Annotated in this window: 11 protein-coding genes; 5 read left to right on the top strand and 6 right to left on the bottom strand. The window is 34.0% G+C overall.

The window, feature by feature from the left end:
- Positions 1 to 134 precede the first annotated feature (134 nt).
- Both recG and V4B18_RS04385 read left to right on the top strand, forming a co-directional pair.
- Entirely contained in the window at positions 135 to 2,243 is a 2,109-nt protein-coding gene (gene recG, locus V4B18_RS04390; protein ID WP_455475264.1) for an ATP-dependent DNA helicase RecG, read from the top strand.
- Between the two features lie 452 nt (positions 2,244 to 2,695).
- Positions 2,696 to 3,613, top strand: coding sequence for an AEC family transporter (locus V4B18_RS04385; protein WP_455475263.1), 918 nt, complete (start codon positions 2,696 to 2,698; stop codon positions 3,611 to 3,613).
- A gap of 713 nt (positions 3,614 to 4,326) precedes the next feature.
- Here V4B18_RS04385 and glmS read toward each other — a convergent pair.
- The 5 genes from glmS to V4B18_RS04360 form a co-directional block, all read right to left on the bottom strand.
- On the bottom strand, positions 4,327 to 6,150 hold the full coding sequence (glmS, locus tag V4B18_RS04380) for a glutamine--fructose-6-phosphate transaminase (isomerizing) (RefSeq protein ID WP_455475262.1): 1,824 nt from the start codon (positions 6,148 to 6,150) through the stop codon (positions 4,327 to 4,329).
- Positions 6,151 to 6,337: 187 nt separating this feature from the next.
- Positions 6,338 to 7,681 carry a bifunctional UDP-N-acetylglucosamine diphosphorylase/glucosamine-1-phosphate N-acetyltransferase GlmU gene (gene glmU, locus V4B18_RS04375; RefSeq protein ID WP_455475261.1) on the bottom strand — a complete coding sequence of 448 codons (1,344 nt, stop codon included), beginning with the start codon at positions 7,679 to 7,681 and terminating at the stop codon, positions 6,338 to 6,340.
- Between the two features lie 14 nt (positions 7,682 to 7,695).
- Complete coding sequence (locus V4B18_RS04370) at positions 7,696 to 8,484, bottom strand: cytochrome c biogenesis CcdA family protein (RefSeq protein WP_455475260.1); 789 nt, start codon at positions 8,482 to 8,484, stop codon at positions 7,696 to 7,698.
- Positions 8,485 to 8,531: 47 nt separating this feature from the next.
- Positions 8,532 to 9,491: a carboxypeptidase regulatory-like domain-containing protein gene (locus V4B18_RS04365; RefSeq protein WP_455475259.1), complete on the bottom strand. Its 960-nt coding sequence runs from the start codon at positions 9,489 to 9,491 to the stop codon at positions 8,532 to 8,534.
- Positions 9,492 to 9,551: 60 nt separating this feature from the next.
- Positions 9,552 to 9,875 carry a HesB/IscA family protein gene (locus V4B18_RS04360; protein ID WP_455475258.1) on the bottom strand — a complete coding sequence of 108 codons (324 nt, stop codon included), beginning with the start codon at positions 9,873 to 9,875 and terminating at the stop codon, positions 9,552 to 9,554.
- Positions 9,876 to 9,981: 106 nt separating this feature from the next.
- Here V4B18_RS04360 and V4B18_RS04355 point away from each other — a divergent pair, with 106 nt between their 5' ends.
- The 3 genes from V4B18_RS04355 (at position 9,982) to V4B18_RS04345 (ending at position 15,432) form a co-directional block, all read left to right on the top strand.
- A complete protein-coding gene (locus tag V4B18_RS04355; protein WP_455475257.1) occupies positions 9,982 to 11,178 on the top strand; it encodes a deoxyguanosinetriphosphate triphosphohydrolase in 1,197 nt (398 codons plus the stop codon).
- Between the two features lie 30 nt (positions 11,179 to 11,208).
- Entirely contained in the window at positions 11,209 to 12,966 is a 1,758-nt protein-coding gene (gene argS, locus V4B18_RS04350) for an arginine--tRNA ligase (RefSeq protein WP_455475256.1), read from the top strand.
- Positions 12,967 to 13,092: 126 nt separating this feature from the next.
- Positions 13,093 to 15,432, top strand: coding sequence for an SPOR domain-containing protein (locus V4B18_RS04345; RefSeq protein WP_455475255.1), 2,340 nt, complete (start codon positions 13,093 to 13,095; stop codon positions 15,430 to 15,432).
- Positions 15,433 to 15,643: 211 nt separating this feature from the next.
- On the opposite strand, the gene V4B18_RS04340 is transcribed toward V4B18_RS04345, so the two are convergent.
- Complete coding sequence (locus V4B18_RS04340; protein ID WP_455475254.1) at positions 15,644 to 15,808, bottom strand: hypothetical protein; 165 nt, start codon at positions 15,806 to 15,808, stop codon at positions 15,644 to 15,646.
- Positions 15,809 to 15,821 lie beyond the last annotated feature (13 nt).

Genomic DNA, 15,821 nt, shown 5'->3' with positions numbered 1-15,821 from the left:
ATTTACCAATCCAGCTCTCTACATATCCAGAAAACATTTTAATTTCTTTATATTCCATATTAGACTTCCATAAAAAAGTTCTTATAATTATAACAAATAAACTCATAAAAACAAAAAGAGCAGGCTAAACTTTTATGTATTCAAATCTTATTAGTCCTCTTTTTTCTTCTATTCGTACTCTTCCAGGAATTAGCCCTAAAATATGTGCTTTACTAGCCAAAGTCTTAAATATTAATCTTACACAACGTGAGCCAACCCTTATTGACCTTATCCAATTAATGCCCCATTCTGTTATAGATCGCAGAATGTGCCCCAGCATTGCTTGTGCACAAGAAGGAGCCACCGTTACTCTTGAAATTATTATCGATCAGCATCAACAACCACCAACTGGCTATAATAAATCACCTTATCGTATCGTTGCTCATGATCAAACAGGAAAAATGAATTTAGTATTTTTTCATGCCCAACGTTCTTGGCTAAAAAAACAACTACCAGAAGGAAAAAAAGTTATCGTATCAGGTAAAGCTGAACGATTTCATGGACAACTTTCAATGGTGCATCCTGATTATATTGCACTAAGCGAGCAATATAATCAGATGCCACTAATTGAGCCCATTTACCCCTCTACTGCTGGGCTACCCGCAAAAATATTAAGGCGTGGAATAAAAAACGCCATTGAATATATTCCTCTTTTACCAGAATGGATAGAGGAAAGCGTTAAAAAACAACATAATTTTTCTTCTTTCTCTGTTGCATTACACCGTATCCACACTCCCGTAGATCCTGATGATTTAAATTTAGAAAGTACAGCACGCAGACGTCTTGCCTACGATGAATTGCTAGCTTGTCAACTAGCTCTAGGTCTTGTGCGATTAAAAACAAAATCTCTTGCAGGAATTTCTCGTCCACCAACAGGAGTCTATACTAAAAAATTGCTGAAAGCTTTACCTTTTCAACTTACGAATGGACAAAAAAAAGCAATAGAAGATATTGCACATGATCTCGCTTCACCAGAACCCATGTTAAGGCTGCTGCAAGGTGATGTAGGAGCAGGAAAAACTATAGTTGCATTAATGGCAATAGCACAAATTGCTGAAAATTCAGGACAATCAGCTTTAATGGCACCAACGGAAGTTCTTGCTCGGCAACATTTTACTACAATTGCGCCTCTTGCCGAAAAAATTGGATTAAAAACAACGCTTTTAACAGGGCGAGAAAAAGGAAAATTGCGCACAAATATTCTACAAGAGATCTTATCAGGACAAACCTCTATTATCATCGGAACCCATGCTCTCATACAAAATAATGTCACTTATAATAATCTTGCTTTAGCCATTATCGATGAACAACATCGTTTTGGTGTACATCAACGTCTTGCCCTTACAGCAAAGGGGAATAAAGCTGATATGTTGGTAATGACCGCCACCCCTATTCCACGCACATTAGTTTTGACTGCTTTTGGCGACATGGATGTTTCTAAAATTATAGAAAAACCAATCGGACGACAACCAATTACTACAGCAATGCTCTCTTTAAAACGTATTAATGAAATTATAGAACGAATTGCAGTTGCATTGAAAAAAAAAGAAAAGCTCTACTGGATATGTCCCTTGGTGGAAGAATCTACAACCCTTGAGCTTACTTCAATTGAAAGCCGTTTTGCATTTCTCCGTGAACGATTTGGAGCGCATGTTGGTATGTTACATGGAAAAATGTCTACGAATGAAAAAGAAGCGGCTATCAAGTCTTTTAAATGTGGAAATACAAGTATTTTAGTTGCGACCACAGTCATTGAAGTGGGAGTAGATATTCCAGATGCTTCGATCATTATTATCGAACATGCGGAACATTTTGGACTTTCACAACTGCATCAATTGCGCGGACGTGTCGGACGAGGAGAGAAAAAATCTTCCTGTGTTCTACTATACAAAGATCCACTAACAAAAATAGCCGCAATGCGCCTTAATATTATACGCAATACAGAAGATGGCTTTGAAATTGCTGAAAAGGATTGGCGTTTACGAGGGGAAGGAGAACTTTTAGGAACCCGACAATCTGGTATACCTGAATTTCGTATAGCAAACCTCGCAGTGCATAGTGATCTTTTGTTAATGGCAAGAAAAGATGCGCGCTTATTTTTACAACGTGATGCCGATTTTTCTTCAGAACGAGGGCAAGCTTTACGCTTGTTGCTTAATATTTTTGGACGTGATGACGCCACTCGGCTATTACGTGCAGGATAGCTATAATAAAATTTTAATAAACATTGTTACAATAAAGTAATTAAATATTATAAATCTGTGATATATTTTTAAAAACTATAAGTATTATAAATAAATATTTAATTAATAAATAAAATAATATTATTAAAAATATTAATTATAATATAACATGTTTTAATAAATGATAATTAATGTATACAAAGTTTAAAATAATAATATATAGAAATATAGTTTTATATTAAATTTGATTTTCATATTGAAAATATAACTATAAAATATTATTCTCAAGACTCTAAATTATATAGCTAATAGATTTTCATTACACTCAATGAGATAAATTTTAACCAAAATTTGGTAAAATAAACACGCCTTTACAGTAGGTGCAAGAAGTATTTATCTCGAAATAATTTATGGAAAAACAGGAATCTTAAAAGAGTTTAAAATCGTATTTTTCTGTATAAAAGGAATTTATTATGATCAACACCTTCCTTTCCATACTGCCAATTTTTTTATTAATAGTAATAGGCTACCTCTCTAAAGCTTACATAAAAGATATATCTATTTTTTGGTCAACATCAGATAAGTTTGTATATTATATTTTTTTTCCATCATTACTCATACTTGATATCAGTGACGCTAACTTTAGCAGTAATAATAACATCTACCCAATAATTTCAACTATAGCTTCAACACTATTAGTATCCGCAATAATTTTTTTAATGAAAGGCTTCATAGGAAAATCACCGGATTTATTTACTTCAATATTTCAAGGTGGAATTCGCTATAATTCATATGTGTTTATTGCTCTATCTCAATCTCTATTTGGAAATAAAGGCGTAGCTTTATCTGGTTTTTTTATTGCGTATATGATTATTATAACGAATATAATGAGTGTTTTGGTAATGAGTCATTATGGAACAGGAAACAAAAAAAGTATAAAAAGAGCATTGATAGCATTAACTAAAAATCCATTGATAATAGGAGCAATAACTGGAGTAATAATTAATACACTTCATATTCATATTGCTGAACCAATAAAACAGCTATTATCCTATTTATCAGGTGCTGCTACACCGCTAAGCCTTATGTCAGTAGGAGCAGGATTGGTTATATCTATGCAATTCCATAAAATGGTTTCTATTTTGTGGGCTATCGTTCTAAAACTACTCATTATGCCAATAATAACGATTATAATTCTTAAAGCAACAGGAACTTCTGGAGTTGCTGCTTGCATTGCAATCCTATATTCTTCAATGCCTTGCGCAGGTAATGCATATATACTTTCTCGACAAATGGGGGGAGATCATGAAGTTATGGCATCCATAATCACATGGACGACATTACTCTCAGTCATAACAATAACGTTAATAATGGGATTATTTATCACATAAAACAGCTATAAATAGAAAACTCCATATTAAAATGTATTTACATTGTTTACAAGTTTAATTTCACACAACATGTAAGATAAAAAAAACTGCTAATATCCTTCACTCTATATCACTAATAGTACTACACTAAACTCATCATGAAATGAAATTATCCCACAGCACTATAATAGAATTTATAACATAAACACAAACAAAATATGTTATTCAGCAACACCACCATATTTCAGAAATTTTTTTGAATCTATTTTCTTAGCTATTTGTATATTTTCAAAACCTGCACGAATAGCAATATCAACACTAATAGTTGAAACAAACTAGAACTATGACTAGCATTATTCTCTATATTAATTTATGCGATTACCACTCGAATATTGTAAACACAAGCCAAACTCAATATAAGAAAATAGATATGAACTTGCTGTACCTTAAAAAATAAACACGACATGAATCTCATAAAGAAAACACTTCATCACCTTTCATCCATAGCTAAACTTTTTCTTCTCCCCAACCGTATCCATTTTTGATTTTCCTTAAGATATCCATCTTTAATAATGATTTTTTAGATTCAACCATAAAAAATCCGGTACGCTTTCTATATTGTGTAACCGGATTTATTAAACTGATAACAATTTTATTAAATTAATAGCTTTACTATCATAATTAATAACTATTTTACCATCCCGCACGCAACCTCAAAGACACAAAACTATTTTTTACTCAACAGTAACTGATTTTGCCAAATTACGAGGTTGATCGACATCCGTTCCCAATAAAACTGCTGTATGGTAAGCGATTAACTGAATAGGTACAGCATAAATAATGGGTGCAATAAATTCTGGAACGTCTGGCAAAATAATAGTCGATAAGGTATTAAGAGAAGCTATTTTTGCTCCTTTTTTATCGGTTATAAAAATAATCCGGCCATTGCGCGCTGCGACTTCTTGCATATTAGAAAGGGTCTTTTCAAACCATCTATCATAAGGTGCCACGACAATAACCGGTATTGTCTCATCCACCAGTGCAATCGGTCCATGTTTTAACTCTCCTGCCGCATAACCTTCAGCATGAATATAAGAAAGCTCCTTCAATTTAAGCGCCCCCTCTAAAGCAATCGGATAAGAAGTTCCGCGCCCAAGATAAAGAACACCTTTTGCATTTACTAAATTACGACAAATTTGTTCAATTTTATTATCCAACTTTAAAACTTTACTCAAAATTCTTGGGATTTCTGCCAATTGCTTAACAAGCAAATGTTCTTCCTTCTCAGAAAGATATCCGCGTTGCTTAGCAGCACCAAGTGCCATTGCAGCAAGTGTTGCCAACTGGCAAGTAAAAGCTTTTGTTGACGCAACACCAATTTCTGGACCTGCTAATGTCGGTAAAACAAACTCAGCTTCCCTTGCCATTGTTGATTGCTCAACATTGACAACTGTTGCTGTTTGCACGCCACATTTACGGCAATAACGTAAAGATGCTAACGTATCAGCTGTTTCACCAGATTGAGAAACAAACATCGATAACATATCGGAAGCTATAGGTGGTTCACGATAACGAAATTCTGAAGCGACATCATTATCAACACTTAAAGCAGCAAAACGTTCAAACCAGTAACGTGCAACCAAAGTTGAATAATAAGCAGTTCCACAACTCGCAAAAAGTATTCGGTTAATTTTTTTCCAATCAATGAAATTTTTAAGTGGGCGCACCGTATAGTTTCCAAGATCAAAATAATGCGCCAAATTATGAGAAATAACTTCAGGTTGTTCAAACATCTCTTTGTGCATAAAATGACGATGATTTCCCTTAGAAATTAGTAAATTCCCTTCAAATAATGTTACAATAGGACGTTTTACGGATTCATTTTTTGCATTGTAAATTGTTACACCTTCTTGTGTAAGAACCGCCCAATCTCCATCTTCCATATAACTGATACGATCTACAAATGGTGCCAAAGCTATTGCATCCGATCCGACAAAAAACTCATCCTGCCCATAACCAATTGCTAATGGCGGACCAGAACAAGCAGCAATCATAAGATTATCTTCACCTTCAAAAATAAGAGCAATAGCAAAAGTTCCCTGCAATTTTTTCCAACTTGTGCATACTGCTTCTTGTGGAGAAAGACCACTTTTCAATGCACGCGTAATTAAATGAGCAATAACCTCTGTATCAGTTTCTGTTTCAAAACTATAACCATCTTCAATGAGTTCTTTTTGCAATTCTGCAAAATTTTCGATAATGCCATTATGAACAACCGCAAGCCGTTCTGTCATATGAGGATGTGCATTCCGCTCTACAGCAACTCCATGAGTAGCCCAACGCGTGTGACCAATCCCTAAATTCCCCTTTAAAGGTGTTTTTTTTAATTTCTCTTCTAAGTTAACAAGCTTGCCTTCAGCACGCATACGATGAAGACGTCCATTGTGCACAGTCGCAATACCAGATGAATCATATCCTCTATATTCAAGACGCCTTAAACCATCAACTAAAGAGGATGTTACACATCTATTTCCAAGAATTCCAATAATTCCGCACATTTAAAAGCTCCAATAAACATCTCAGATTTATATAATTCCATAAAGAAAATCTAACTGTCTTTATTAAAAACTTTGAGTAATTACATAAATCAAATATGTTATAGTAGGCGATATTTTAAAATAAGGCCTCTTACACAATTACTAAATCACCATAAAGCAAAGAAAATAAACTTAGAAATATTCACTTTCACTGTTTATCCTTTGATAAACGTGCACGCAATTTTATTGCATAATCCTCTTTTATCACTTGTCGTACACGACCCAACGCTAAACTGTTTGCGGGAACATCTTCAGTGATAATGCTGCCAGAAGCAATATAAGAACCGTTTCCTATAATCACTGGAGAAACAAACGCGGAATGAGATCCTATAAAAGCATCATCACCAATTACAGTATTGTGTTTATGAAATCCATCATAATTGCAAGTAATCGTACCAGCTCCAATATTGGTACGTGCACCAATTTTGGCATCACCAATATAACTTAAGTGATTAATCTTGGAGAATTCTCCTATTTTAGCTTTTTTGATTTCACAAAAATTTCCAATCTTTACCGATCGTGCCAGCTCTGTTCCAGGCCGTAGACGTGCATAAGGACCAATCTGTGCATCTTTACCAATCATAGCGCCTTCCAAGTAACTAAATGCACGGATAACTGCACCAGATTGTACCTTTACACTCGGACCAAAATAAACATTTGGTTCGATCACCACCCCCGGTTCAATTTCTGTATCATAAGAAAAATAAACACTTTCTGGTTTAAGTATTGTAACACCAGATAACATAAAATCACGCGCTTTACGCTTTTGCCATAAAGAATCAGCTTCATAAAGCTCAAAGCAGTTATTGATTCCTACAATATTATCAAAGGGCACTTCAACGATCCGAACATCTAACCCTTTATATGATGCAATAGAAACAATATTGGTTAAGTAATATTCTTGCTTCACATTATTATTATCAATCTTGTTTAAAAGAGAAATTGCATGTTTTCCATTAATAGCAAGTATCCCACCATTACAAAAAGAGATTTTTTTTTCTTCATCGCTTGCATCTTTTTCTTCTACAATTGCGATCAGTTTACCATTTTTTTTAACAAGACGCCCATATCCTGCTGGATTTTCTGCATGAAAACCAGCAACAACAATATCTGCTCCCGAAGCAAGTTGAGCACGCATTTTTAACAATGACTCTCTCTCAATCAAAGGAGTATCGCCAAAAATAATGAGAACATCATCCACCCCTTTTTGCAACGCTGTACGAGCAGATAAAACAGCATGAGCAGTTCCTAGACGTTTTTTTTGTTCAAAAATCATCGCATTTTTTGCAAATGATTGAACAACTTCAATGACATCTTTAGCACCAAATCCAACAATTACTGCTAATTGCGAAGAATCCATCAATTCTATCTGTTTTATGACGTGGCATATAAGTGGTAAGCCAGCAATTGTATGAAGCACCTTAGGGGTAGACGACTTCATACGCGTTCCCTCACCTGCTGCAAGAATAATAGAAAGACAATTTCTAACCATAAAAACACAAAAATTTAACGAGAAAATCCAAAAAAAACAACGATATCATGCCAACTAATAGCTTCAACATTACTCAACGAAGGATAATTTTCCAAAAGCCAAAATGACAAGTTTTGCATAGAGCCTGTTAAAAATAAAATCCCTGTAATAATCAAAAGAATACCAATAACTTTCTCAACTTTTCCTAAATGTTTTCGAAAAATTCCAAAAAATTTCATAAAGCTGCTCGAGAATAAAGCTGCCAAAACAAAGGGCACCCCAAGACCTAATGCATAAATACCTAAAAGAAAAGCACCTTCACCCACTGTTTCTTTTGTTCCAGCAAGTGTTATGACAGGCCCCAAAATTGGACCAATACATGGCGTCCAACCAAATGCAAAAGCTAAACCAATAATATACGCCCCTAAAGGTCCAGAAGGCGTTTTATACGTTTGAAACCGCACATCACGAAATAAAAAAGCAATTTTGAAAAGACCCAAAAAATTTAAACCAAAAATAATAATAATAACTCCAGCAATAATAGCAAACCAATCACGATAATAACCAATAAATCTGCCAACTGCGCTTGCACTGGCACCTAAAGCAACAAAAATAGTTGTAAAGCCAAGAACAAAAGCGACAACAGGAAATAAAAGAGCTAAATGTATAGACATTCTTCCCTGATGTTTTGCTGAACGAAAATCATCAATCCCAATCCCTGCCATATAGCACAAATAAGGAGGAACTAACGGCAAAACACATGGTGATAAAAAAGATAACGCACCTGCCAAAAATACACTTACTGTTGAAAGTTCCATAACCAAGACTTTATCCCCACTTTCAATGTAAAATTATGCTTACAAAAAGATCATTAATTTATTGTTTCATCAATATTTTGCATATTTGCCACCACACTAACATCTTCATCATGACCAGAGATAACTGAAAAAACTTTTTGATAAATTTGATCTTTATTTTTAGCGATCGCAATATATCCACCTTCAGCCAATACAAGTGAAACATAAGCACCAACTGTTTCATAAACGATATCACCGGAATCATTGGTAATAGACCAACTTGTATCGGCAAGCGCTTCGCCTCCTTCTTGCCGTACTAACTTTAATGTGATTTGAGCAGCCTGATGTTCAAGAGTTACCCCTGTAATTTTACCCGCATCCACTTGGATATCAGAATGAACAATAGCATTAATAGAGCCATAATAAGAAGTAACATGATAATGACCAGCTTTTAAACGCACAATTGATTGAGGTTTAATATCTGATAAAATCACACCAGTATCATCATTTTCTTTTTCGTCTTCATATATAGTAAAACGCAATTCTTTTTCATCGATCGCACCATTTAGCAAAGTAGCATTTAAAATAACACCACCAGCATCAAGTTTAAAATTTTTAATAAGATTCTGCCCACTTTCTAAATTTACATGATGCACTGCACTCGCGTGGCCAAATGAAACATGAATAAGATAACTCCCTGGTTCTAAATCAAAACGCGCACTACCACCTTCATAAGTTGCAATTAACGGTAATTTTTTATCAATTCCTAAAGTGGGAGCATAAATCCGCCATATAAGTCCTTTTGTAATATTTTCGCCGCTATCTGTTAATCGAGCATGTAATACTAACTGAGACTGAGAATATAAATTTTTTTTTTCACGATCTTGAGATTTTAAAATAAAACTTGTTGCTTTTTTCTGTTGATAATCCTGCCTCATTCCTTCTTCAGAAAACGCGCAATCACCCCAAATTAATGAGACACAGACAGTGCATAACCACAAAGATCGACGTAATATTTTTGCAAAAATATCCATTCTTGCATTATTGATTAAAGTAACAAGCTTTGCAAGAAGCAATATTACAAAGTCACTATTCTAAATTGAAAAACTCACACCACAACCGCACGATGAAATAGCATTAGGATTACGGATTTGAAAAGACTGCCCCATAAGATCATCAACAAAATCAATTTGAGCTCCGTCCATGAAAGAAAGAGATACTGAATCAATCAGTACAATCGCCCCATCTTTTTTAAGAACAAAATCATCTTCTTTACTTTCAGAAACTAAATCATATTTATAAGAAAAACCTGAACACCCACCACCTTCAACGGAAATACGCAATCCTATCTTATCCGTTTCGTTTAAAAGTATTTGTGCAATCCGCTTGGCAGCCAAATCTGAAATATCCACACTCATTTTTTATATATCCTTGCATTAAACTGTCAAGAAAAGGTATCCTAAACAAATAAAAGCTTATTAAGAATAGACTATTTAAATTTAGGGTAAAAATGGATAGCTTGCAATGGATATGAGCAATATCAATTACCAATCCCGAGCGATATACAGTGCTAACCCCAAAACAAGCCGTGGAAGATTATTCTACGAAACTGAGAGTACCATAAGATCACCTTTTCAACGAGATAGAGATCGTATCATTCATTCTAACGCATTTCGACGTCTTAAACATAAAACGCAAGTGTTTATTGCTGATGAAAGCGATCATTATCGTACTCGACTTACGCATTCGATAGAAGTTTCTCAAATTGCACGAACATTAGCCCGCGCCTTATGTCTTGATGAAGATCTTGCCGAAGCTATTGCCCTTGTTCACGATTTCGGGCATACACCTTTTGGTCACGCTGGAGAAGATGCTCTGAATGAAATAATGGCAAATTATGGTGGTTTTGATCATAATGCACAAGCTTTACGTATCGTTACAAAGCTGGAACAGCGTTATGCAGATTTTGATGGACTTAATCTTACTTGGGAAACACTCGAAGGACTTGTAAAGCATAATGGTCCTCTTTTGGGCTCTTATGCTAATCGCAAAGACGTTCCTCTTTATATTCTGCAATATAATGAAAAGCAGGATCTTGAGCTAGACTGCTTTGCAGGACTAGAAGCGCAATGTGCTGCTATTGCTGATGATATCGCTTATAACGCTCATGATATTGATGATGGTCTACGCTCAAATTTTTTAACAATTGATCAGTTTGAACAGATTCCGCTAACTGCATTATTATTAAAAGACATAAAACAAGAGCATCCAAAGCTCGATCAAACTCGACTTGGTTACCAATTGGTACGTAGACAAATCACAACTATGGTTGAAGATGTTATTAAACAATCACAAAAAAATTTAGCGTATCTCAAACCAGAAAGCATAAATGATATTCATCAAGCAGGACAAACCATTGTCACTTTTTCACCGACTATAAGCGTTTATGAAAAAGAATTAAAAAATTTTCTGTTTAAAAATCTATATTATCACGATCAAGTTCTCAATCGTCGCAATGCAGCAAAATGCATTGTAGAAAACTTATTTAACTGTTATTATGAAAACCCTGATCTAATGCCTAAAAACTGGCAGATAAAAACAATTCACTTAACAAATCAAGAATTAGCACGTTTTATTGCTGATTTTCTTTCAGGCATGACCGATCATTATGCTTTACGTGAACATCTCCGTTTATTTGACCACACAGATAATTTTGTTTAATTGATTTTGAATATATTATGGAAATTAGATATGAATATTTTTAAAAATTTCGAGAAAAAAATTAAAAGATTACTCGAATTATCTGATATAAAAGAAAAAAATGGAGGAAAATTAGATTTATCAAAAATCACTGTTGACCCTCCACGTGATTCTTTACACGGCGATTTATCAACTAATGCTGCTATGGTGCTTGCAAAATCCGTTGGGATTAATCCACGTGCACTTGCAGAAAAAATTACAGAATTTTTCAAAAATGATCCCGTTATTGAGAATATTGAAGTTGCTGGTCCTGGATTTATCAATATTAAACTTACAAAATTATTTTGGCAAAGCACAATAAAATCTATGCTTGAATTAGGTATGTCCTATGGACGTTCTCCAATAGGACAAGGAAAGCACGTTAATGTTGAATATGTATCAGCAAATCCGACTGGTCCAATGCATGTTGGACATTGTCGAGGTGCTGTTGTTGGTGATGTTCTCTCTAATTTATTGCAATTTGTCGGCTATAACATTACAAAAGAATATTACATCAATGATGCTGGTGTACAAATAGAAGTACTCGCCAATTCTGTATTGTTGCGTTATCGCGAAGCTCTTGGAGAAAAAATTAACGAAATTCCAGAAGGTTTATACCCTGGTGAGTACTTAATACCATTAGGCCAATCACTCGCTCAAGAATTCAGCAACCAATTACTCACTATGGATAAAGAGAAAGCATTATCTATAGTAAAGGATCGTGCAATTGATGCAATGATGTCGATGATTCAAAAAGATTTATCCGCTCTTAATATTTATCACGACATCTTTTTTTCTGAACGGACACTTTATGCAGATAATGCGCAAGCCATACGGGACACGATTAATGATCTTACTTTAAGTGGTTATATCTACAAAGGTAAATTACCGCCACCAAAAGGACAGAACATAGAAGACTGGGAACCCCGTGAACAAACTTTATTTCGTTCAACTCACGTTGGAGACGATCAAGATCGTGTTTTAGTTAAATCTGATGGTTCTTACACTTATTTTGCTGCTGATGTCGCTTATTTTCGCGATAAATTTAACCGTCATTTTGATGAAATGATTTATATTCTAGGAGCAGATCATGCTGGCTATGTAAAACGGTTAGAAGCAATGGCAAAGGCAATCTCTGGAGATAAAGCCAAATTGAGCGTCTTCTTATGTCAACTGGTAAAACTTTTTCGCAACGGCCAACCTGTGCGCATGTCAAAAAGAGCTGGTTCCTTTATCACTTTGCGTGATGTAGTGGAGGAAGTTGGTCGTGATCCAGTGCGTTTTATGATGCTTTATCGTAAATGCGAAGCACCTCTTGATTTTGATTTCTCAAAAGTGACAGAACAATCAAAAGATAATCCCATCTTTTACGTACAGTATGCAAGTGCACGTTGTCATTCAGTTTTTCGTCAAGCAAAAGAAGTTTTTCTTGTTGATAATTTTTCAAACGATATAATGATTACACATCTTCATCGATTAATAGACGACAATGAAATATCTTTAATACGTAAACTTGCCGAATATCCACGTATCATTGAGCAAGCCGTAGTTCATAAAGAGCCACATCGATTAGCATTTTATCTCTATGATCTTGCTTCAAATTTCCATGCGCATTGGAATAAAGGAAGTGATAATCCTGATTTACGTTTTATTAAATATGATGATAAAGAATTATCATTTGCTAGGTTAGGACTGATACAAGCTGTAATGAATATCTTATCATCAGGACTTACTATTATAGGAGTAGAAGCACTAACAGAAATGCGTTGAAAAAGTTTAATAAATATAAATGAAAGCTTTATTGACAATTTTTTTGTATAACTTTTGTAGAAATATAATAAATTAGAATTAAGTAGTTTATTATACTTGAATGCAGATCATTATGTGAGAAAAGTTATGAGCGATAACGATCGCAAAAATCCGCAAAAAATAAAACAGGAAAATAAACTTTATGATCCTGTAGAAGGACTTGCGCGAATTTTTAATTCAAACAAACAAAGTGAAAACCAAAACAATAAGTTTTCATTACAGTCTGATTCATCTATATCTCAGACTCCTGAAACTTCATTCCAGAATGAAGATTTTGATTTATCTTTTTTAGAAACAGAAATTGAAAATAATTTAGCTAATAATTTGCCACTTGATGATCAAAGTAAACAATGGGGTTTATACGCAACTAATGATGAATCAACTGTGATGAATATCGCAGCAACTAATACTATCAATCGTTTAGAACAAGATAGTTTTTCATCTAAAAAAGTACGCTCTATGCCTATAAATCATGATGAAGAACAAATTTTAGATACGCTTTCTCCATTACCCATTCAGAATAACCAGCCACCTCAAAATAAAACAATACCATCTCATATTGATCCTTTTTTTGAAAAAGATAATTTTAATGTGCAATCAGAAAATTTCTTTTTTGATGAAACCAGTACACAAAACAATAACGCTGCTGCAGAATCTCATGAACAAGCCGAGCCTTTTTTACAAATAGCTGTACCACAACCAAATGCTCAGAATATACAACAAAATTATGGAGATAATCAAAGTCCTTACGACACTTCCATAAACCATTCATATGAAATTTCAGCTAATCAAAAAAATTGGAGCGAAGATTATACTACCGATGATCCCCAGTTTTATGAAGAAAAATTTTTAAAGCAAGAAGTTAATATTGCAAAAAATTCAGAATATAGTAACGCTCACACACAGTATATCAATAATGCAGAAAATCCTTCTTATCAGAACAATGAAAGAGAAGTTTTTTGTAATCAAAATAATTTAAATAATACACAAGTATCATCAGAAATTTTTAATACAACACAAACGAATAATTTTTCTGCAGATAATTGTACTCGCAGGGATAATCCTCCTCCAAATGTTGATACTTATAAATTTGCAGAAGAAACCGTAGAAAAAACTGGGCCAATTATGGTTCCAGAAGTTCCATATACAGCTCCAGAATATGATGTACCTATTGATAATCTTAAAGAAGAATTTGCTGATGTTTTTAATGTAGGAAATGCTCCAAAAAAAGATTTTTCGCAACAACATCAACAAGATGAAATTTTAAGCGAAATTTTTCACCAAACTATGCAAAATCCAGAAGTAGATATACATGTAAGTGATAAAGAGCGGGATTCCGACTATTTTTCTGCCGATAATAGAGGATATTATTCCTCGTCTTTTACCGAAAACTCACCATATAAAGATGAAAATGAAACTCCTACCGGTATCCAAACAATTCCCATTTTAAAAACCTTTATCAGAAAAAAGATCTTTACCAAAAGTGTTATTTTTTTCATATTAATAACAATTGGTTTTATTGGCTACTCTCGCTTTTTTACGTCACCACAAAAAAATGAAGATTCACTTATTATTCGTGCGGATAATACACCTTTCAAATTGAAGCCAGAAACAACTGAAACTGAAAATAATCTCACTAGCAATTTAGATGTCTACAAACAAACAACCGGAGAGAATGAAAAACAAGATACTACACAACAGTTTCTTATTGATAATTCTGAAACGCCTGAAGAGTTAGCATCATTAAATAAACAAGAATCTGAAAGCGTTTCATCTTCTTTTCTTGATGAACCTGATGTTGAAGGTGCAGTTACAGAAGCTATTAACCACACTATTCCAACGCGAGAGGTACAAACCGTCATTGTAAAACAAGATGGTACAATCGCACTAACCCCAGCACATGATCCAGATAAAGAATCTATTGACAATTCTGAAAAAATTGATGAAACTACTATAGATAAACATCGAGATGAATCTTCTATCTCACCGGAATTTTCCGATACAAATAGCAACGAAATAGAGCATAATCTCACGGTTGATGCTGATGTAGTGGATGCAAAAACTATTTCTATTCCTCACGTTAAATTTGTACCAATTCCTTCACGTGCAAAGTTTAATTCAAATGCACAGACACACATTTCCACTCATTCACCTCCATCAGCCAATGCTATAACACAAAATACAGAAAATTATTATGTACAAGTTGCATCTCAGCCAACATCTGCGTTAGCTCAAGATTCTTTGCAAAATATAAAATATAAGTTTGGATATCTTATAGGCACTCGTCCTTTAAATATTCAACCTGCTTTTATACAAGGAAAAGGCACTTATTATCGTATTCGTATTCAAACTCAAAACCGTAACGAAGCTATAAATCTTTGTGAAGATATCAAAAATTCCGGAGGCGATTGCTTCATCACACGCTAAACGAATAAAGTAATAATTTTAACAATCTTTACATTATTTGTCGTGGTATAAAATTAATTGCAAAAATTAAAGTTGTGTTTTGTTAATGGAATAAAAATAATGTTATAATTACACCTTATAAAATATTAAATATTAGAACTAGTTTATTTAAATTTTTTCGAAATTATCATTATTTGTGTTAATTCTGTAACATTATACCTCAATGTACGTTTTAAAAATTTTTTAAAAAAGACCCTAAAAAGCCGAAAACAAACCAAATAATAATGAGTGCAAAAATAATAGCGAGAGCGCCTTTCAAAATCGAATTACATCGTTTACGATCTGTTTTATCTGCTACTATACGTTGTTCATGCTTGGGTTGTTTTTTATCAATCATAATAAGTTCCCTT

The organism is Bartonella sp. B17 (assembly GCF_053795755.1).
Note: the sequence above shows the minus strand (reverse complement) of the source record. Positions and strands in the feature narration are given on the sequence as shown.